Genomic DNA, 19,968 nt, shown 5'->3' with positions numbered 1-19,968 from the left:
AGACGAAAGTCTTTGTTTTTAAAGAACTGATTGATAAATATTTAAAATAATTTCGACAAATGTAAAACAAAATCATCGAAAAACAAGCAATAAAATAACAATAAGACAATATTTGTATTAAATTTAAAACATTAATAGATTATGTTCATAAAAATTCACAATCAATTAACATTAATAAGCAAAAAATATCCAATTTCTTGATTGTTTTAACTCAAACTTTATTTCACCAAATCTGCTTCAAACAGGGACGTAGAAAGGATAATAAATTTTTACTTCTAAGTTCCACTGCCGAAACTTTTCGTCTTTATCTTAATTCTTATATTTTTTGTATTAATGATAAGATGAAAAAAATTATTCGATATTTTTTCATTATAGATTTACGATGAGTCAATTCGGAGATACTCACCGATTTTGCAGATTCCTATTTTTTGATTAATTCCAAACTTGTATCTTTGATTTTTACAAACCAATGAGCTCGATCACCATCAAAGAATTTTATCAGGATATTTTGGGAGACACTTGTCCTGACATCAATCAATTTCTTACTGAAAATATCAATAAGGATATTGGCCACTTCAATGTTTTTGATATTTCCGAAATCTACAGGACCAGTACTTCGAAGACTGAAATGCCCTACAACAGGAGAACTTACTATAAAATAAGTTTGATCAATGGTAAGAATAAAGTAGAATACGCAGACAAAACCATTGAGATTGAGGATTGCGCCGTTCTTTTCGCATCGCCGAAGATTCCTTACAACTACACCAATCAATGTAAAGAGCAGTCGGGCCATTTTTGTGTTTTTACCAAAGATTTTTTGCCAGCCACGAAAGTTGGTTTGGAGCTTGACCTGCTTCCGGTTTTCGCGGCTCAGAGCGATTTTATCTTTCAAATATCAACAGAACAGTTTCATCAATTCGAAGCAATCTTCTTGAAAATGCACGAAGAAATCAAGTCTGATTATGTTTATAAATATGATTTGCTGAGAAATTACGTGATGGAATTGATTCATTTGGGTCAGAAATTAAAACCAATTAAACCAATTGAAAATACCAAAACTGCCGCCTCCAGAACGACTACTCTATTCATAGAACTATTGGAAAGACAGTTCCCTATCGAAAATATCAGCCAACTTCTTCAACTGAAAGCACCAGCAGATTTTGCGGGAATTTTGGGCGTTCACGTGAATCACCTCAACAGAGTTCTGAAAGAAACAACGGGAAAAACAACGGGTGAAATCATCGGAAGCAGGATTTTTCAGGAAGCTAAAATATTACTGACCCAAACGCAATGGAATATTTCGGAAATCGCTTTCACATTGGGTTTTGAAGAGGTCGCGCATTTTTCTAACTTCTTTAAAAAATACAGCCAACAATCACCTCAACACTACCGCGAATTGCTGATTGTTTGATTTTCACAAATTTTAATTTGATTTATGCAAACCAACGAATGCGATAATTTTTCAACTTTGTATCATTAATTAAAACAAATAAAAATGGCAAGTAAAATAGCATTAGTAACAGGCGCAAGCCGCGGATTGGGAAAAGATTCAGCTTTACAGTTAGCGAAAAAAGGATTTGATATCATCTTAACTTATCAAACCAAAAAAGAAGCAGCGGACGAAGTTGTAAAAGAAATCGAAAGTCTTGGGCAAAAAGCATTCGCATTACCTTTGGACATTTCTACAACTGCAGGTTTCGACCAGTTCGTAACTGAAGTGAAAGACGTTTTGAAGACTCAATTTTCTTCTGCAAAACTGGACGCATTGGTCAACAACGCGGGAATCGGAATCAACGAAAGTTTTGAAACGACGACTGAGGAGATTTTGGACGCAATGACAAATATTCACTTCAAAGGCCCATATTTCTTAACTCAAAAACTTCTACCATTGTTGAATGACGGAAGCAGTGTTGTGAATACATCTTCAGGTTTGGCAAGATTCTCAATGCCTGGATATTCCGCTTATGGCGCGATGAAAGCGGCAATCGATTCTTTGTCAAGATACCAGGCTTTGGAATTTGGCGCTCGAAAAATTAGAGTAAACTCGATTGCTCCAGGTGCGATTGAGACTGATTTTGGCGGAGGCGTTGTCCGTGACATTTCAGATTTGAACAAACATTTGGCTTCTGAAACGGCTTTGGGAAGAGTTGGTTTGCCGGATGATATCGGAAGCGTGGTCGCGTTTCTTTGCTCAGACGATTCCAAATGGATTAATGGTCAAAGAGTTGAAGTTTCAGGCGGTTTCAAACTTTAATGAAATTTAAAATAAATCAAAATCCCATTCGCAAGTTGTTGAATGGGATTTTTTATCATTAGGATTGTTTTAAAGTTCAAAAACTTTTTCCAAATGCTTTGGATAATTTTCTAAAGTACCAACGATATCGCCGTCCTTGAAAATATCAAAACAGTTATAATCTGCCACAATATCTACACCGCAGAAACGGTAATTGCTGGTAATCTGAATGAGCACATCAGCTGTACTTCTGCCTTCAAAAAGCATTTGATTTTTGTCGTCAAAACTTGCTTTTGGAGCATTCCAAGTGGAACAGACCATAAACTTTTTGCCCTGCATTTTTCCGCCAGTTCCATATTGTTTTGTAAGGTCTTCTCTGGTTCTGCCATCGCCGGAAAGAAATTTTTCGCTGAACAGACCACTGTTGAAAACTTCATCCACATATTTTTTGTAAATCCACGGCGCACCAAACCAATTGATAGGCGTTTGCAGGATGATAATGTCAGCATCAATGTGTTTTTCTACTTCTTCATCCGGATTGTAACCATCTTCTACTTTGGTTTCTATGACTTCAAAGCCTTTTTCCAGAAAAAAATCCTTGGCCTTTTGGTGGAATGCATCGTTTAATAAACCTTCGGACCAGTTTGGATAGGTTAAATGCGTATTGATTAAGAGTACTTTTTTAGTTGAATTAGTTGTCATTTTATTGAATAATTTTATTTGATGTTAAAAACTTTCTGCAAATAAGCAGGATAATTTTCGATGTCTTCCTTAATATGTTTATTGTGATAAACGTCGTAGCAGTAGTAGCCTGGAACGACCTCAAAGCCTGTGAAAAGATAATTTGCAGCAACATTGCACAAAGCGTCATCGGCACTTTTGCCTTTGAACAAATATTGGTTTTTGTCATTGAAGCTTTCTTCAGGCGCATTCCAAGTGGCAGAAATCATAAACTTTCTGCCCTGCATTTTCCCTCCCATTCCGTACTGTTTGGAACCTTCAGCTTCGGAACGGCCGTCGCCGGAAAGGAACTTTTGGCTTTTCAAGGCGCTGTTGAAAACTTCATCCACATATTTTTTGTAAATCCAGGGTGTGTTTTCCCAATTGACAGGCGTCTGAAGGATGACGATATCGGCCTGAAGATGTTTTTCCACTTCCTCATCCGCATTGTAGCCGTCTTCCACTTTTGTTTCAAGAACTTTGTAGTTTTTAGAAATGAAAAACTCTTTGGCTTTATGATAGAAAGAAGCGTTAAGTTTACCCTCAGACCAGCCGGGATAGCTCAAATGCGTATTAATCAATAAAACTGTTTTCTGTTTTGAATATTTTTTTTGCGCATTTAGATGTATTCCGAATGAAAAGAAAATCAGGAATGTAAAAAGGATTTTTTTTGCTTTCATTAATTCAATGTTTGATTACCCGACAAAGGTAAAAGCGATTGAAAAAATTGACGGAAACAAACTACCAATAAAAAAGAAACAAATTACGGATTTCAAAAAAACGCCTCCTTTCGAAGACGTTTGTATTATTTAATCAGTTCCTGGCGGTATTCTTTCGGACTTACTCCGACCTGTTTTTTGAAGAATTTTGAAAAGTAATTCGGATACTCGAAGCCCAATTCGTAGGCAACTTCCGTCGTGTTGAGTTTTTCATTTTCCACCAGCAATTCTTTGGCTTTTTTAATGACAATTCGTGGATATTTTCAAGTGCTGATTTTTGGGTAAAATGCTTGATGATGTCACCTAAATAATTCGCTGTCAACCCTAATTTATCAGCAAAATACTGAACGTTCGGAAGTTGTTTTACCGGTTGTTGATAATACTCGACCAAACTTTGCTGAAAATCTGTAACGACTCTGTTATATTGCTTCGGGTCGGTGGAGAACTGACGTTTATAAAATGCTTCCACCAAAGAAATCAGTACATTCACATAAGACAAAAGCACATTGAAATTACGTTTCTCACTTTCGTAATATTTCATCATTAATTTAAAAACATCACTGATTTCCTGGACTTCTTCATCGGTCAAGTACAAAGCTTCGTGCAGACCGTAATCCAGATAAGTTTTAAAGAGAAACCTGTTTTCCTCAATGAATTTCTTTGAAAGCTGAAGATACATTCCCTGATAAGTCGGTTCCACATCCCAACCTTCATCCACAACCATATTTGGACTGTTGAAAAAGACCGCGGTAATGGGTTTTAAATCTGGTGTATTTCTATTTTTAAGATTGATTTTAAATGAAATCCTATAAAAATCAACCGCAACGGCTTCCGACTTCGACAACATATTCGGCGGGTCGTAATAGCCAACATCGATGTCATTATCCAAAGGTTTTGATAAACCGATGTAGTCGTTATACGTTTTGAAGTCTTTGAAAGTTTTCATCGTACAAATGTAATAATTTGTACCACTTTCTAATGAAAACTCTTATTTTTCCAACTTCTTGATCACCTTCAACATATCAACTCCTTTTCCAAGAACCGGTTTGAAAAGATCGCCTTTCTCCTTCAATCGTTCCAATGCATTATGGATATTGAAGTCAGTAGGCTTCAAGCCAACTTTCACCTCATCCCATTCCAACGGCATCGAAACGGGCGCGCCTTCTTTTGGTCGAAGACTGTAAACACTCGCGAGCGTCTGTCCACGGCGGTTTTGAAGATAATCGAGGTAGATTTTATTTTTATCACGTTTTTGAAGGCTTCTTTCAAGTGTTGTCAAATCTGGCAATTTTTGCTGAACCATTTGCATCAAAAGATGTCCAAAATCCTTGACTTGGTCGTAATCATATTTCGCGCCCATCGGAATATAAATGTGGATTCCGGAACTCCCCGAAGTCTTTGGAACTGCTTTGATTCCAGCCAAATCCAAAACTTCTTTCACCGCCAAAGTGGTTTCAATAACATCTTCAAACGTATTTTTGTCTGATGGGTCAAGGTCCAAAACCAAGTAATCGGGGAAATCAGCTTTAGGCAATCGGCTCGTCCAAACATTGAGTTCAATACAACCGAGATTGTTTAGATAAGCCAAAGTTTCCTTGTCGTTGCAAATGATATAATTGATGTACTTGTCACTGCTTTCCGAAAAAACTTTTTCAATTTCAATCCAATTGGGCGTTTCCTCCGATGCATCTTTTTGATAAAAACTGAGTCCTTTAATGCCGTTCGGAAAACGATTCATAGATTGCGGACGCGCCTTGAGATGTGGCAGAATATATTTCGAAATACTTTGATAATAATCTATCACATCGCCTTTGCTCACGTCATCATCGGGAAAATAGATTTTGTTTTGATTCGTTAGTTTCAATTCTTGCTTTCCGATTTTTTTGGTGATTTCGTTTTTGGCAGTTCTGGTTTTTGGTTCGGCTTTTTTCACAATTTCGTTTTTTGATTTGTTTTCAGCATTGAATTCCACATCTTTCGGTTTCACATCGTCGCGAAGTCGCAGGAAAACGGGATGACGGTAAATAAAATCTTTGGTGACTTCCGTAAATTTGATTTCAGCAACCAGTTCCGGTTTCACCCAAGTCGCTTTTGCATTCGTCTTCGGCGTAATTTTGAAAACCGATTTTTCGATAATCAAAGGTTTCATTAATTGATGAAGTTCAGAAAGCGCTTTGTCGTTGAAACCTGTTCCCGTGTGACCACAGAAAACCATTTTGCCGTCCAGATATTTCCCGAGAATCAGGGAACCAAATTTATTCCGAGAGCCTTTTGGTTCTGTAAATCCGCAGATAATTGCTTCATCGGTTTGATTGATTTTAATCTTCAGCCACTCCGAACTTCGGACGCCTTCTTTGTAAGTGCTGTCGGTTTTCTTCGCAACAATACCTTCCAAACCAAGGTCATTTGCGACTTGATAAAAATCTTTTCCGTCTTTGATTATGTGGTCGTGGAATTGGACAATGTCGTTTTGAACCAAAGCTTCTTTCAGCAATTCTTTCCGTTCAAGATAAGTCAGTTCCTCGGTTGAATGTCCGTTCAGCCAAAGCAAATCGAACACCTGATAAATCAATGCCAAATCAGGATTGTCGCCAATTCTTTGAAGCCATTGAAAGTTTGGTTTTCCCTTGTCATCGTAAGCAACGATTTCACCATCCAGAATCATTTCGTGTTCCTGAAGTTTCAATGCATTCGCCACTTTCTTGAATTTCTGAGAAAAATCCAGACCGTTTCTGGAATATAATCCGATAGAATCATTTCGTAAATCTGCAATCGCCCGATAACCGTCCCATTTAATTTCGAACGCCCAATCCGCATCATCAAAAGGTTTATCAGTAGTTTTGCACAACATCGGCACAATGAAATCCGACAGTTTTTTCTCGCCGGAAAGTGCTGGAGTATAATTTTTAAAATGCTTTATGCTTTCGGAGGCGGTATTTTTTTTTTTACTGTCTTTCCCTTCGAGGTAAGCCGTTACTTTTGAGTTTTTGGATGTGTGTTCTTCGGCGTTGTAATCGTCGGAAACCGCGAAATCATCTTTATGTTTAATGAGCAACCAAGCGTTGTCCTCTTGCGGATTTTTGATTTTGACTAATGCAAATTCGCCTTTCAATTTCTTGCCGTGAAGAATAAATTTCAGAGATTGTTTGTGAAGTTCGGCGCGCATCACAAGGTCATCTGTTTTGCCTTTTACTTTTTCGATGGGTTCGTAGGTTCCTTCATCCCAAATTTCCACTTCGCCTGCACCATAATTCCCTTTCGGAATCGAGCCTTCAAAAGTTCTGTACTCGTAAGGATGGTCTTCCACCATCATCGCCAATCGTTTGTCAGATGGATTCAGTGACGGTCCTTTCGGAACGGCCCAACTTTTCAAAACGCCTTCCATTTCCAATCTAAAATCGTAATGCAATCGCGACGCCGCGTGCCTTTGAATCACGAATTTCAGTTTTTTACCACTCGCCTTTTCCTTTCCACTCGGTTCTGAAGTTTCTTTGAAGTTCCGTTTTTTGTTGTAATCCTCGAGTGCCATTTTGGGTTGGAGTGTTTGAGAGTTTGAGAGTTTGAGTGAAGTTGAACTTTGCGAGGCTGAGGTTCTCGAAGCCCTTATATTTTTTCTTGAATCTTTTTATCCAGCTTTTTTCTTTTTGCCTTCGAGACTGGCTTTCAGCATTGCCATCAAGTCGGTGGTCTTTCCTTTTGGTTCTTTTTCTTCCACCAATTTCACCTTTTTGCCTTTTGCTTTTTGCTTGATGATTTTCAGTAAATCTGCATTGTAAGTGTCTTTGTATTTTAAAGGGTCAAAAGTGGTTGCCAGAGATTTGATTAATGACTCAGCCATTTTGAGTTCATCGGGTTTTGGTGCTTTTCCGGTTGGGATTTTCAAATCTTCGTAGCTTCTCATTTCCTCAGGATAACGCATTCTGTTGACCATCAATATTTTGTCATCATAAGGCCGAATCAGACATAGGATTTCACGTTCTCTTAAAATAAAAGAACCGATGCCGGCCATTTTGGTTTTCATTAATGATTTTAATAATAATTTGTAAGCCGCTTCGCCATTCTTTTGAGGTTCAAGGAAATATGGTGTTTCGAACAAGGCAGAATCAATTTCATCTTGTTTTACAAATTGGGCAATACTGAGAACTTTTGATTTTTCCGGACTTGCGGCCGCGAAATCTTCTTTGTCGAGAACGATGTATTTGTCCTCAAGTTTGTAACCTTTGACAATATTTTCCCAAACCACTTCTTTTCCAGATTTCTCGTTGACACGTTTGAATTTGATATTACTCAAATCCTTGCTGTCCAACATATCCAAATCCAAAGTGCTGGAATCTGTCGCAGAATATAATTTGATGGGAATATTCACAAGTCCGAAGCCAATGGCGCCATTCCAGATTGCTCTCATAATTCAGTTTTTAAAATTGAAATTAATAATGAAAAATTATTACTGATTCTGTTACAATAAATATTCCATCGTCAAAATTTTTAAATTTCATTATTAACAAGATTGAAATCTTTTAGCACATTATTTGTAACTGCTACAGAAATCAATCACTAAAAAATAAATTATTATGTCTACAAAAGATTTAACAAACCAAGAAGCAATAGAAAAAATCAAGGAACTGTCGGAAAAAGCGAGAATCTGTATGTTCTGTACAGAGTTGGACAGATTGCCAGTTAACTCCAGACCAATGGGAATCCAGGAAACCGATGAGAACGGAAATCTATGGTTTATCAGTAGTGAAACGAGCAACAAGAATTTCGAAATCAAGGAAGATAAGCGCGTTCAACTTTATTTTATGAACAATAGCGATTCCGAATATCTTTCCATCTTCGGCGATGCTTACATTTATAAAGACAAATCCACCATCGAGGACAAATGGTCGCCAATGGCAAACGCTTGGTTCGACGGGAAAGATGACCCGAATGTTTCCATCATCCGAGTAGAACCGAAAGAAACTTATTATTGGGATACGAAAGCTGGAAAATTAGTAAGTCTTCTTACTTTCGCAACCGCAGCAATCACGGGAAATAAAACAGACAATTCTGACGGAGTGGAAGGAAACGCAACGATTTAATTTTCTTAATTGATACTATAATTTCTCCAACGATATTCATTTATTGTTGGAGATTTTTTTTAGAATTAATAAATGAAAAACAATTGGTCAGCTTTTTGAATATTCAAATAACACCAACATCATCACACTTTTGAAACTCATCACATTCACAAACAAAGGTATTTACTGTCCGCAAGGGAAATTTTACATTGACCCGTGGCGACCTGTAGATTATGCGGTCATCACGCACGGACACGCCGACCACGCCCGTTGGGGAATGAAAAAATACCTTTGTCATCATTTTACAAAACCTATTTTACACCAAAGAATTTCTCCTGACATCGAATGTCAGACCTTGCAGTACGGCGAGGTTTTAGACATTAATGGGGTCAAACTTTCGATGCATCCGGCTGGTCATATCATTGGCTCGGCGCAGATTCGTCTGGAATATAAAGGTTATGTTAGTGTGATTTCGGGTGACTATAAAGTTCAGGATGATGGTTTGAGTACTCCTTTTGAACTCGTAAAATGCAATGAATTTGTGACGGAAAGTACTTTCGGACTTCCCATTTACAACTGGCTCGAAGTTCCGGATTTAAATAAAAGACTTCAGAACTGGGTTTTACGAAATCAGGAAAATCAGAAGACCTCTGTGTTCATCGGATATTCTTTGGGTAAAGCGCAACGAATTATGAAAGCCGTCGAAGGAATGGGAAAAATTCACGTTCACTACTCGATTGGCAAACTTAATAAAGCCTTTGAAGAAGTTGGAATCGTGCTTCCCGATTATGAAGTTCCCGATTTCAGGGAAAGCATCAAACACGTTGCAGGCGACATTGTGATTGTTCCTCCGGCCTTGTTGGACAGCAATGTTATCAAAAAAATTCCGGATGCAGCAACTGCGATTTGCTCCGGTTGGATGCAGGTTCGCGGTGCGAGAAGGTGGCGAAGTATGGACGCCGGTTTTCCAATGAGCGACCACGCCGATTGGAAAGGATTATTACAAGCCATTAAAGCTACAGAAGCAGAAATCGTTCACGTAACGCACGGACAAACCGAAGTTTTTTCTAAATATTTAAATGAATTGGGAATTAAATCTGATGTTGTGGAAACTTTGTATGGGGACGATGATGAAGAGGTAACTGAAAAAGAAGTTGTAAAAGATAATGATTGATTCTAAAAATAACCTTGTCAAGGTTGGCGACAAACTTTAAGAATAGATTTCGGATTTGAAAAATGCCGAGTAGTTTTAAACAGCTCCGTAGCAGTGACCTGTTAATTTTTAAACATCGAATTGCTCGCAGCCCGACTTGAGTGGAAATCCTTTTTTTTGCATAAAATGAAACTTCAATTAAAGACAAAACGTCTTGCAAAAAAAGATTGAGAACGGAAGGCGGATTAAGCTGCCCAAATTAAACAAAAGATAAGCAATGAAAAATTTCGCAGAACTCATCAATGCCCTCGAAAGTACGAATAAAACAAATGCTAAAATCGATGCCATCATCGATTATCTTGAGCGTGCGCCTGATGATGATAAATTGTGGTTCATCGCCCTGTTTACGGGAAAAAGACCCAAGCGAAATGTGAACACCAACTATATGAAAGAATGGGCATTGGAAATTACCCAACTGCCATTTTGGCTCTTTCAGGAAAGTTATTCCTCAGTCGGCGATTTGGGTGAAACGATATCCTTGATTCTTCCGCCACCAACTGAAAAAATAGAGAAAACTTTATCTGAATGGATGAATGAAATCATCGGACTTAAAACGAAAACCGAAGCTGAGAAAAAAGAATTTGTTCTTAATTCCTGGAACGGTTTGGATTACACGGAACGATTGATTTTCAATAAATTACTGGGTGGAAGTTTCAGAATTGGGGTTTCCTCAAAGACTTTAATTAATTCTCTTACGAAATTTTCCGGACAGGAAGCGAGTACGTTGATGCACAGTTTAATGGGGAAATGGCAACCTGATGAAGTTTCATTTCAGGAATTGATTTCGGCTGAAAATATCAATCCCGATAATTCAAAACCCTACCCTTTCTGTTTGGCTTATCCACTGGAAAAAGAGCTGGAAGATTTGGGAAAACCTGAAGAATGGTTGATTGAATATAAGTGGGACGGAATCCGTGGACAAATTATCAGACGAAACGGTGAAGTTTTCATCTGGTCGCGTGGTGAAGAACTGGTCACCGAGCAGTTTCCCGAAATTGCCGAGACCGTGAAAGCGATGAAAGGTAACTTTGTAATAGATGGAGAAATACTTGCGGTAATGGAAGGTAATGTTTTAAATTTTAATGAATTACAGAAACGTTTAAACCGTAAAAGTTTAACTAAAAAAATGCTCGCTGAAATTCCTATTGAAGTTTTCGCATACGATATTCTGGAACTGGAAGGAACTGATTTAAGGGAAAAACCCATCTCCGCCAGAAGAGCAATGTTGGAGGAATTATTGTTAAATGAAGAGCCAGAAAACATTAAAATTTCTCAGTCCATTGATTTTAAAGACTGGAGCAAATTAGATTTAATCAGAGAAAATTCAAGGGAAATCAACAGTGAAGGTTTGATGCTGAAGCAGAAAAATTCACACTACCATTCCGGTCGAAAAAAAGGCGATTGGTGGAAGTGGAAAATCAGTCCGTTGACGATTGATGCTGTTTTGATTTATGCCCAAAAAGGAAGCGGACGACGAAGCGCCTACTACACCGATTACAGTTTTGCCGTGAAAAGTGGTGATAAATTGGTTACCATTGCCAAAGCTTATTCCGGATTGACGGATAAGGAAATTATGGAAGTCAGCAAGTTTGTCAATAAAAATGCGATTGAAAAATTTGGTCCTGTGCGAACTGTGAAAGCTGAGTTGATTTTCGAAATTGCATTTGAGGGAATTGGCTTCAGTAACCGACACAAAAGCGGTGTGGCATTGCGTTTCCCAAGGATTTTAAGATGGCGGAAAGACAAAACCGTGAATGATATTGATGATATTGAAGAGATTAAGAAACTGATACAGTAGATTTGATTTAAACCACAAAAGTCACAAAAGTTTTTGTAATTGTTTTAATTTATGAGAATCAGAAGTTCAAGAAAGCTGATGGCAAAGCCTTTTTGAACTTTAATAAGTATTAATTAAAACTTTTCTTTTGTGATTTTTGTGGTAAAATTTTATACAGTAAAAAATGAGCAACTACGAAAATACCGAAGGCTTTAAAATCATCCAAAACTGGATGATGGAAAAGGGCAACGCGCCATTTAAATTTCAGGTCGATACCTGGAAGAAATTTGGCAGTGGCTACAGCGGAATGGTGGTTGCTCCGACGGGTTTTGGGAAAACATTTTCGGTATTTTTAGCTTTGGTTTCAGATTTTCTGACGAATCCTGAGAAGTACAAAAAAGGACTGAAGATGATTTGGATTACGCCTCTTCGTTCCCTTTCAAAAGACATCGCCAAAGCAATGCAGGAAGCGATTGACGAGATTGGTTTAGACTGGGCAGTCGGCGTCAGAAACGGTGATACCGACCCGAAAGTCCGTCAGCAACAGGTTAAGAATATGCCTGAAATTCTGGTGGTCACACCCGAAAGTCTCCATTTACTTTTAGGACAGAAAAACCATCAGCGTTTCTTTACCAATATGCATTGCGTTGCTGTGGATGAGTGGCACGAATTGCTTGGTTCAAAACGGGGCGTGATGGTTGAATTGGGGATTTCACAGCTCTTTCATTATGTTCCTAAACTTAAAATCTGGGGAATCACGGCAACCATCGGAAACCTTGATGAAGCGCAGGATGTTTTGATTCCCTATGATATTAAGAAGACAAAAATTACTGCGAAAGAACTTAAGAAAATCGATATCATTTCGGTTTTTCCGGATGAAGTTGAACTTTTGCCCTGGGCAGGGCATCTCGGACAAAAATTAGCCGATAAAGTGGTTCCGATTATTTTGGAATCAAAATCGACCATCGTCTTTACGAATACGAGGAGCCAGAGCGAAATGTGGTATCAGCTTTTGCTGAATGCCTATCCTGATTTTGCCGGACAAATCGCCATTCACCACAGTTCGATTGATGCGCATCTGAGAATCTGGATTGAAGAAAATTTAAGTTCAGGAAAGTTAAAAGCAGTTGTTTCCACATCATCTCTGGATTTGGGAATTGACTTTAAACCTGTTGATACAGTCATTCAAATCGGCTCTGCAAAAGGCGTTGCGAGATTTCTGCAACGGGCGGGACGGAGTGGCCACTCCCCTTTTGAAACCTCAAAAATTTTCTGTGTTCCCACCCACTCTCTGGAACTGATTGAAGTTGCGGCTTTAAAAGAAGCCGTAAAACAGAAAGTGATAGAGCCTCGCGAGCCGGTGGTTTTGTGTTTCGATGTCTTGGTTCAGTTTCTGATGACTTTGGCGGTTGGTGATGGATTTTTACCGAACGAAGTTTACGAAAGAATTAAAAAAGTCTATACTTTTCAGGAAATTAGAGATGAGGAATGGAAAGCGATGATAGATTTCCTCACAATTGGTGGAAGTGCTTTAAAAAGCTACGAAGAATATCACAAAGTTGTCGTGATGGAAGACGGTTTGCACAAAGTGACTTCCAGAAAAATTGCGATGCTCCACCGGATGAATATGGGTGCGATTGTCAGCGATGCGATGCTGAAAGTGAAATTTATTTCAGGCGGTTACATTGGGATGGTTGAGGAATATTTTATTTCGAGACTGAAAAAAGAAGAGAAATTTATTCTGGCCGGTCGTGTTTTGGAAGTGGCAATGATAAAAGATATGACTGTTTTCGTGCGGGCTTCCAAAGGAAAAGCGCAGGCTCCGAGTTATCTGGGTGGAAGATTGCCTTTAAGTTCAAATCTGGGGCATTTTTTAAGAGAAAAATTATCAGGAGCACTTAATCCGAAAGCTTCTGAAAAGGAATTGAAATTTCTGCATCCACTTTTGGTTAATCAGGAAAAGCGGTCACATATTCCAAAAGATGATGAATTTTTGATTGAATTAATTAAAAACCGCGAAGGCTATCATCTATTTATGTATCCATTCGAGGGACGTTTGGTGCACGAAGTGATGGCGGCTTTGATTGCCTACCGGATTTCCAAACTGGCTCCGATTTCTTTTTCGATGGCGATGAATGACTACGGTTTTGAACTGTTCAGTGACAAAGAAATTCCTGTGACTGAAGATAATTTAGATAGAATTCTGACCAGAGATAATCTGATGGTTGATGTGATTTCGAGTATCAATTCAGCAGAAATGGCAAGCCGTAAATTCAGAGATATTGCGGTGATTTCGGGGATGGTCGTGCAGAATTTCCCTGGACAGCAACGTTCGAATAAAGCTTTGCAGAGTTCGGCCGGATTGATTTTTAAAGTTCTCGAAGATTACGACCCGAATCATTTTCTCGTGAGACAGGCCTATACGGAAGTTTTTAATATGCAGTTGCAGGAGCAAAGATTGGTGGAAGCTTTTAAAAGGATTGAAAAATCGAAGTTTATTTTAAAATATTCCAATAAATTTACACCTTTGAGTTTCCCAATAAAGGTCGACAGTTTAAGGCAGACTTTGACGAGTGAAAATCTCGATGCGAGAATTCAAAAATTAATTAAGCAATCCGGTAGAAATATTAAAGACGATTGAGTCGAAAGATATCCGTAAAGTTGTCATTCCAAAGGAATTTCAACGTTGCCGATATTAAAAAATTAAGTTATTGCAGAATGAAAAATGATAAATTTAAATGAATATAGCGACTAAAGATATTACGATACATAACGAAATTTTTACCTTAACTAATCAACGCGCGCTATACTGGGAAAAAGAAAAAGCCTTAATTTTTTCAGATTTACATATCGGAAAAACCGCTCATTTCCGTAAAAACGGAATTGCTTTGGCGAATCATATTATGAAAAATGATTTGGAGCGTTTATCTATTTTAATTGAAAATTTTCAGCCCGATAAATTTATTATCGTTGGCGATTTGTTGCACGCAGGAAATAATTCTGACGTTGACGAATTTTGCACGTGGCAAAATCAATATCCAGAGATTAAGTTCTGTCTTGTAGAAGGCAATCACGACAGGATTTCGAAAACCTTGGAAAAGAAATTATGTTTGGATTCGAGAAGTGCTTCTCTAGAAATTGATGACATCGCTTTTGTCCACGACTTTGACCGTTCAAATCCAAAATTTCAGATTACGGGACATATTCATCCGGGTTTTGTTATTAATTCTCCTGTAAAAAGAATAAAACTCCCCTGTTTCGCCCAGACTTCAAAACAATTATTGTTACCTGCCTTCAGCGAGTTTACGGGATTAGACACTAAAAATATTCCTAAGAAAGGAAGTTACTTTGTCTTTACCGATTCTGAAATCTATGAGATTTAATCTTTATTTTTAAAGATAAAGCAGCACGTCAGCAAAGTCAAATTAACCAAAACTGAAAATCCATTAGATAAAATAATTGGTAATTCGTCTTTCAGGATTCCATACCAGACCCAAAGTGAAAGTCCGGAAATCAGGACCAAAAGCATCATTACTGAAATGTCTTCTACGTTTTTTTCCCTAATGACTTTGATGAGTTGTGGCATCATTGCGACCGATGTCAGGATACCTGCGATAATTCCGAGTAAGTTTTCGTCCATATTGGTCATCAATCCAAAATAAAGCCAAAAAAATAAGCTCCGAATAAATTCGGAGCTTACCATTTTCATAGGAAAAACTTTTATGCTTACGCAAGTTTTACATTAACTGCGTTTAATCCTTTTTGTCCTTTTTGTACTTCAAAAGTTACTTTGTCATTCTCACGAATGTTTCTGCTAACTAGACCTGATGAATGTACAAAGATGTCGTCTCCTCCAGCTGATGGAGAAATGAATCCGAAACCTTTTGTTTCGTTGAAAAATTTTACTGTGCCTTCTTGCATTGTAATGGTATTAAAAAATTGTTGTTATTATTATCTATTTGATAAGTTGAATGTTGATAGCGGAGTAACCTTTTGGCGACCTTTCCTTTTCGAAAGACACCTTGTTTCCTTTTTTCACCAAGTGCACACAATTGTTGCTATGGAAGAAAACGTTTTCTTTGTTACCATCCTCTGTAATAAAACCGTAACCTTTCTCGCTAAAGAACGTTACAATTCCTGTCTTCACAGCTTCTTCGGCTTCGATAGGCGCTGCACCTAGTTGGATATCATCCAAGTTTACTTCCAATCTTTCTTCTGGCGGTGTAGAAGTCAATCTTCCGTATGCATCCACATACATAAATTCTGCTTCTTTACCTTTGTCATTATTGGACTTGCGCTCTTCACGACGAATAGCCTTTTCTTTTTGTTTTGCGATTTTTTTCTTGAAATTTTCTTTTTTGGAGAAAGAATCTGCCATAAATTATTTAAGTATTATATTAATATTTTTGTTTTGGTAATGATAATGCCTTTCCACGAGCATTATTCTTTTTATAATTTAATAAACGAGGTCGGCAAAAGATTTTAATTCGAAAATTAAAATTTAAAGATTGGTACTGTAAGCGAAAACTGGGGAGAGAAAAATTGTGATTCTAAACTGTAACAGAAAAAGCAAGGCAGACACCTCTTTTTATAAATTATAATGCAAATATACAACAAATTTATGAAACTTTCACGTTTTCAAATAATTGATTTATAAATTAATATAAATATTAAAAATTTTTGAAAATTTATTAATAAAAAAAGACCTCAAAACAAGGATGATTTGAGGTCTTTATATTTTGTAATGGATTGATTAAGCGAACTTCATCCAATCACTATTATCACCAATTTCGCATAATGCGCTGATGTCTTTGTGATGTTGCAATGAAGCTAGAAGCATTACGATTTCCTGTCTCACCATTTCGATAGAGTTATCTGTCAATTGCTGGCTGAAACCTTCGTTGTTCAATTCCAAAAGGTCATTGACTGTTACTACTCTTGCGATAATTTTACCAAGATCGATCATTTTTCTTTGAGAGATTGGACTTCCAATTGTAAAATCAAATTCTTTTGTATAAAGTTTTGAAGCATTGGCTGTCAACTCATTGATGGCAAGATAATCTCCCAAGTTATCGGTTTTCTTCTTCTTCATATCTTTCAAGATGCCTTCTGAGATCTGCGTATAAAGCATTTCGTTGGAACCTTCGAAGATCTGGAACGGACGGCTGTCCATAATGCCGCGTCCACCAATGTGGCTCAATCTGTAACCTTTCCCGCCAGAAAGCTGGACCAACATCTGTGCAGAATCCTGCATCATATCCGTCACCAAAGCTTTCATACTGTTCGCGTGAACACCGCTTCCTGAAACATCATTTTCAATTCCGCTCACTTTGCAACTTTTCGCACACATTGCTGAACAAAGCGTGAAATAAGACTGCATTTTTGCCAATTGAAACTGAACTTGGTCCAAAGCGAAAAGATTGGAAGTTCCAACGATTCTTTCTTTGCAATGCGTTGTCGCCTCATCCATCATTCTTTTCAGGAATCCCATTCCCATTCCTGGAAACTGGAACCTGCTTCTGTGAAGAACGTCCAGCATCAATTTTAATCCAGTAGATTCTGGGATCAATTTATTTTCCTGAGGAAGTTTGACATCTACTTTATTAAGACCGTAAGGAATCATATACAATCCCGCATTGTCATAATATTCTAGAACCTCGATATTTTGATTTGGCTTGTGCGTGTCTGCGATAAAGAAATCTACATCTCTTCCCAGATTGCCTTCTGCATTGGCGTTTCTGGAAGTGATCAACCAGTAATTGGCCAATCCTGTAAGACCTTGCCAGTGTTTTGTTCCTTTTACGTGATATTCGTTATCGATCAATTGATTTTGAGTTCTCATACTCAAAGCATCACTTCCGTAATCTGGCTCTGTGATCATCAATCCACCCATTGCGCCATAATCTAAGAAATGTTTGAAGATATCACCTTTGATGATCTCATTCCCATATTTGGCCAAAGGCTCCAGGAAAAGTGCAATATTGATCCCGAATGTCAATGACAAAGGCAAAGACTCGTATGAGGCAGCAGACAAAATCCCAAGACACTCCTTCACCTTCACACCTCTCCCACCGAATTCTTTGGGAATAGCAACAGATAACGGTTTCAAATTGAAGATCTCTTTCCAAACATTGGGCGGCAAACCTCGCGAAAGGCTGAGCTGGTCAATATTTTCTTTTTGAAAAAGTGATGAGATAGAAGTTTTGAAACGTTCCAGAAATTCTGAGTAAGAATCTGTAGGTAAATCCAATGCTAGTGCATTCATATAGTGTGAGAGATAAAGTGCCGTAAGCCATTAATTACAGCAAAAATTTTAAAGTGAGGCGAATGGCGATTGAATCAATAAAATAATCCAGCAGCTTCACAATTATAAATAATAAAACAAAGGTAAGATAATTAATTGGTTCATACTACTTTGATCATCTTATGTTGAGATTTCTATTGATATTGCAAGCAAATGATGCAAAAAGTAAAAGAACAGGAAGCCGAAGCTGCTGTTCTCTATATTAAAACTGTTGAAAAGATATTCTCTTTTCTCCAATTTTAATTCAGTGATCTAAAGATAACTGAGTTTTGGTTACTAATTCATCATTTAGTGTTTTTCTTTATTAGTGTTTAGCTATTGTTGAATGGATTATTACAAAGACAAATTTCGGTTAAATAAATTCTAATATTATTACATTATTCTTAAATATAATTACACATATCACACTTTTCTATAAATCTTCCAGATTATCCTGGCGTTTTTGATTATATCGTTTATAATAAGAAGGTGAATATCCAGTGACCTTTTTGAATTGGTTGGACAGATGTGCCACACTACTGTAATTAAGCTTATAAGAAATCTCTGTAAGATTGAGCTCGTCATACAAAAGCAATTCTTTTATCTTTTCAATTTTATTGATGATGATAAACTGTTGGAGTGTAATGCCTTTGACTTCAGAAAATGTATTAGCAAGATAAGTATAATCATAGCCTAATTTTCTACTGATGTGGTCTGAAAAATTTTCCTTGGGAAACTCATCAAAATGATGAATCAACTCCACAACTACAGTTTTTATTTTTTCAATGAGAATACTTTTCTTATCATCCATTAGCTCTAGTCCAGATTTGGATAAATTGATTCTAAGGCTATCCCGCTGTTCAAAACTTATATCACCTTCAGTCTCTACCAGTCCAAGATCTACTACGGCATTCAGAATTTTTAATTTTTCCAATTCTTGATGGACAACCATCTTGCAACGGAGACTTACCATGTTTTTTATATATAATTTCATCATTTGTGTTTTAAATCTGAAAATCAACAAATTACGATTTGTGTTTTTCAAAGTTAGCTTTAAAAACTAGAGTTGTGAAAATTATTTTAACGGGATTATTTTGATACATAATTAACACATTAGCTTGATAATTCAATCGTATTAATTGCCTTAAAAATTAGATTACAAGCAACAGTAATAAAATCCAAATGAATTAGCGGTCTGACATTTCAAAAATCAAACCAAAAAACAAACACAATTAATTAAAAATCAAATATTTATTATAAAAAACATTGGCATACAAGTTGTGAATATGATGTCACAAATCAAAATAATATATTATGGCCACCAAAACTAAAGCTGATACAAAAAGTACAGCAAAAAAGAAAACTGCAGCAAAGAGTCCAATTACTAAAACATCAACTAGAAAAACACCCGCTAAAAAGGATGCAGCTAAAAAGGATGCAGCTAAAAAATTAGAAGATCTTTTTGAAGATAGTCTGAAAGATATCTATTGGGCAGAAAAAGCCCTTGTTAAGGCGTTACCAAAAATGTATAAAAATGCAACCGACGCAAAACTAAAAGATGCGATCAATTCACACCTTGAGCAGACCAAAAGTCAGGTTAAACGATTAGAGGACTGTTTTGCATCATTGGGAAAAAAAGCTGTCGCAAAAAAATGTGATGCTATGCAAGGTCTTTTGGACGAAGGGACAAGCATCATTGAGGAAACAGAGCCAGGAAGCGTGAGAGATGCAGGAATCATTGCTGCTTCACAAAAAGTGGAACATTACGAAATCGCTACTTATGGCACGTTAGCTGCCTTTGCAAAAGTTCTTAAGGAAAAAAAATGTCTTAAAAATCTACTGGAAACATTGGAAGAAGAAAAAGGCTGTGACGAATTGCTCACCAGCATTGCAGACACAAATCTTAATTCCAAAGCAAAATAAAATCAGATAAATTCCGGATCATCCGGAATTTTTTTTGTATCAA

At 37.2% G+C, this 19,968-nt stretch carries 18 protein-coding genes; 8 read left to right on the top strand and 10 right to left on the bottom strand.

The window, feature by feature from the left end; genetic code table 11:
• The first annotated feature begins 469 nt into the window (after positions 1-469).
• Together PQ459_08900 and PQ459_08895 are read left to right on the top strand one after the other, a co-directional pair.
• Positions 470-1,411, top strand: coding sequence for a helix-turn-helix transcriptional regulator (locus PQ459_08900; GenBank protein WDF48583.1), 942 nt, complete (start codon positions 470-472; stop codon positions 1,409-1,411).
• Between the two features lie 84 nt (positions 1,412-1,495).
• Entirely contained in the window at positions 1,496-2,254 is a 759-nt protein-coding gene (locus tag PQ459_08895) for an SDR family oxidoreductase (protein WDF48582.1), read from the top strand.
• Between the two features lie 69 nt (positions 2,255-2,323).
• Here PQ459_08895 and PQ459_08890 read toward each other — a convergent pair whose 3' ends face one another.
• From PQ459_08890 to PQ459_08870, 5 genes are all read right to left on the bottom strand, one after another.
• The gene (locus PQ459_08890) at positions 2,324-2,935 is read right to left on the bottom strand and encodes an NAD(P)H-dependent oxidoreductase (GenBank protein WDF48581.1); all 612 of its coding nucleotides are present in this window, start codon (positions 2,933-2,935) and stop codon (positions 2,324-2,326) included.
• Between the two features lie 14 nt (positions 2,936-2,949).
• Complete coding sequence (locus PQ459_08885; protein WDF48580.1) at positions 2,950-3,633, bottom strand: NAD(P)H-dependent oxidoreductase; 684 nt, start codon at positions 3,631-3,633, stop codon at positions 2,950-2,952.
• Between the two features lie 125 nt (positions 3,634-3,758).
• The gene (locus PQ459_08880; protein WDF48579.1) at positions 3,759-3,893 is read right to left on the bottom strand and encodes an AraC family transcriptional regulator; all 135 of its coding nucleotides are present in this window, start codon (positions 3,891-3,893) and stop codon (positions 3,759-3,761) included.
• A 767-nt stretch (positions 3,894-4,660) separates the two neighbouring features.
• Positions 4,661-7,201 carry a DNA ligase D gene (ligD, locus tag PQ459_08875; protein WDF48578.1) on the bottom strand — a complete coding sequence of 847 codons (2,541 nt, stop codon included), beginning with the start codon at positions 7,199-7,201 and terminating at the stop codon, positions 4,661-4,663.
• A gap of 96 nt (positions 7,202-7,297) precedes the next feature.
• Positions 7,298-8,077 carry a Ku protein gene (locus PQ459_08870; GenBank protein ID WDF48577.1) on the bottom strand — a complete coding sequence of 260 codons (780 nt, stop codon included), beginning with the start codon at positions 8,075-8,077 and terminating at the stop codon, positions 7,298-7,300.
• A 166-nt stretch (positions 8,078-8,243) separates the two neighbouring features.
• Here PQ459_08870 and PQ459_08865 point away from each other — a divergent pair, with 166 nt between their 5' ends.
• From PQ459_08865 to pdeM, 5 genes are all read left to right on the top strand, one after another.
• Positions 8,244-8,750 (top strand): pyridoxamine 5'-phosphate oxidase family protein, encoded by a 507-nt coding sequence (locus PQ459_08865; GenBank protein ID WDF48576.1) that lies wholly within the window; start codon positions 8,244-8,246, stop codon positions 8,748-8,750.
• A 130-nt stretch (positions 8,751-8,880) separates the two neighbouring features.
• Positions 8,881-9,903 carry a ligase-associated DNA damage response exonuclease gene (locus PQ459_08860; protein ID WDF48575.1) on the top strand — a complete coding sequence of 341 codons (1,023 nt, stop codon included), beginning with the start codon at positions 8,881-8,883 and terminating at the stop codon, positions 9,901-9,903.
• A 256-nt stretch (positions 9,904-10,159) separates the two neighbouring features.
• Positions 10,160-11,740 carry an ATP-dependent DNA ligase gene (locus PQ459_08855; protein ID WDF48574.1) on the top strand — a complete coding sequence of 527 codons (1,581 nt, stop codon included), beginning with the start codon at positions 10,160-10,162 and terminating at the stop codon, positions 11,738-11,740.
• A gap of 163 nt (positions 11,741-11,903) precedes the next feature.
• Entirely contained in the window at positions 11,904-14,360 is a 2,457-nt protein-coding gene (locus PQ459_08850) for a ligase-associated DNA damage response DEXH box helicase (GenBank protein ID WDF48573.1), read from the top strand.
• Between the two features lie 97 nt (positions 14,361-14,457).
• A complete protein-coding gene (pdeM, locus tag PQ459_08845; GenBank protein ID WDF48572.1) occupies positions 14,458-15,102 on the top strand; it encodes a ligase-associated DNA damage response endonuclease PdeM in 645 nt (214 codons plus the stop codon).
• Here pdeM and PQ459_08840 read toward each other — a convergent pair.
• The 5 genes from PQ459_08840 to PQ459_08820 form a co-directional block, all read right to left on the bottom strand.
• The gene (locus PQ459_08840) at positions 15,099-15,359 is read right to left on the bottom strand and encodes a SemiSWEET transporter (GenBank protein WDF48571.1); all 261 of its coding nucleotides are present in this window, start codon (positions 15,357-15,359) and stop codon (positions 15,099-15,101) included. The genes pdeM and PQ459_08840 overlap by 4 nt on opposite strands.
• 86 nt (positions 15,360-15,445) lie before the next feature.
• Positions 15,446-15,640 (bottom strand): cold-shock protein, encoded by a 195-nt coding sequence (locus PQ459_08835; GenBank protein ID WDF48570.1) that lies wholly within the window; start codon positions 15,638-15,640, stop codon positions 15,446-15,448.
• Between the two features lie 34 nt (positions 15,641-15,674).
• Positions 15,675-16,097, bottom strand: a complete 423-nt coding sequence (locus tag PQ459_08830; protein ID WDF48569.1) for a cold shock domain-containing protein — start codon at positions 16,095-16,097, stop codon at positions 15,675-15,677.
• A gap of 375 nt (positions 16,098-16,472) precedes the next feature.
• Positions 16,473-17,984 (bottom strand): acyl-CoA/acyl-ACP dehydrogenase, encoded by a 1,512-nt coding sequence (locus PQ459_08825; GenBank protein ID WDF48568.1) that lies wholly within the window; start codon positions 17,982-17,984, stop codon positions 16,473-16,475.
• Between the two features lie 451 nt (positions 17,985-18,435).
• Positions 18,436-18,996, bottom strand: coding sequence for an AraC family transcriptional regulator (locus PQ459_08820; GenBank protein ID WDF48567.1), 561 nt, complete (start codon positions 18,994-18,996; stop codon positions 18,436-18,438).
• A 320-nt stretch (positions 18,997-19,316) separates the two neighbouring features.
• On the opposite strand from PQ459_08820, the gene PQ459_08815 reads away from it, so the two are divergent.
• A complete protein-coding gene (locus PQ459_08815) occupies positions 19,317-19,925 on the top strand; it encodes a ferritin-like domain-containing protein (protein ID WDF48566.1) in 609 nt (202 codons plus the stop codon).
• Positions 19,926-19,968: the final 43 nt, after the last annotated feature.

Source organism: Chryseobacterium sp. KACC 21268 (genome assembly GCA_028736075.1).
GTDB lineage: Bacteria > Bacteroidota > Bacteroidia > Flavobacteriales > Weeksellaceae > Epilithonimonas.
Note: the sequence above shows the minus strand (reverse complement) of the source record. Positions and strands in the feature narration are given on the sequence as shown.

Excerpts from the sequence above, each read along its gene's own strand:
- PQ459_08890 (WDF48581.1), bottom strand. The coding sequence starts at position 2,935 with ATGACAACTAATTCAACTAAAAAAGTACTCTTAATCAATACGCATTTA.
- PQ459_08865 (WDF48576.1), top strand. The coding sequence starts at position 8,244 with ATGTCTACAAAAGATTTAACAAACCAAGAAGCAATAGAAAAAATCAAG.
- PQ459_08835 (WDF48570.1), bottom strand. The coding sequence starts at position 15,640 with ATGCAAGAAGGCACAGTAAAATTTTTCAACGAAACAAAAGGTTTCGGA.
- ligD (WDF48578.1), bottom strand. The coding sequence starts at position 7,201 with ATGGCACTCGAGGATTACAACAAAAAACGGAACTTCAAAGAAACTTCA.
- PQ459_08830 (WDF48569.1), bottom strand. The coding sequence starts at position 16,097 with ATGGCAGATTCTTTCTCCAAAAAAGAAAATTTCAAGAAAAAAATCGCA.
- pdeM (WDF48572.1), top strand. The coding sequence starts at position 14,458 with ATGAATATAGCGACTAAAGATATTACGATACATAACGAAATTTTTACC.
- PQ459_08840 (WDF48571.1), bottom strand. The coding sequence starts at position 15,359 with ATGGACGAAAACTTACTCGGAATTATCGCAGGTATCCTGACATCGGTC.
- PQ459_08900 (WDF48583.1), top strand. The coding sequence starts at position 470 with ATGAGCTCGATCACCATCAAAGAATTTTATCAGGATATTTTGGGAGAC.
- PQ459_08870 (WDF48577.1), bottom strand. The coding sequence starts at position 8,077 with ATGAGAGCAATCTGGAATGGCGCCATTGGCTTCGGACTTGTGAATATT.
- PQ459_08885 (WDF48580.1), bottom strand. The coding sequence starts at position 3,633 with ATGAAAGCAAAAAAAATCCTTTTTACATTCCTGATTTTCTTTTCATTC.
- PQ459_08820 (WDF48567.1), bottom strand. The coding sequence starts at position 18,996 with ATGAAATTATATATAAAAAACATGGTAAGTCTCCGTTGCAAGATGGTT.
- PQ459_08815 (WDF48566.1), top strand. The coding sequence starts at position 19,317 with ATGGCCACCAAAACTAAAGCTGATACAAAAAGTACAGCAAAAAAGAAA.
- PQ459_08825 (WDF48568.1), bottom strand. The coding sequence starts at position 17,984 with ATGAATGCACTAGCATTGGATTTACCTACAGATTCTTACTCAGAATTT.
- PQ459_08895 (WDF48582.1), top strand. The coding sequence starts at position 1,496 with ATGGCAAGTAAAATAGCATTAGTAACAGGCGCAAGCCGCGGATTGGGA.
- PQ459_08850 (WDF48573.1), top strand. The coding sequence starts at position 11,904 with ATGAGCAACTACGAAAATACCGAAGGCTTTAAAATCATCCAAAACTGG.
- PQ459_08855 (WDF48574.1), top strand. The coding sequence starts at position 10,160 with ATGAAAAATTTCGCAGAACTCATCAATGCCCTCGAAAGTACGAATAAA.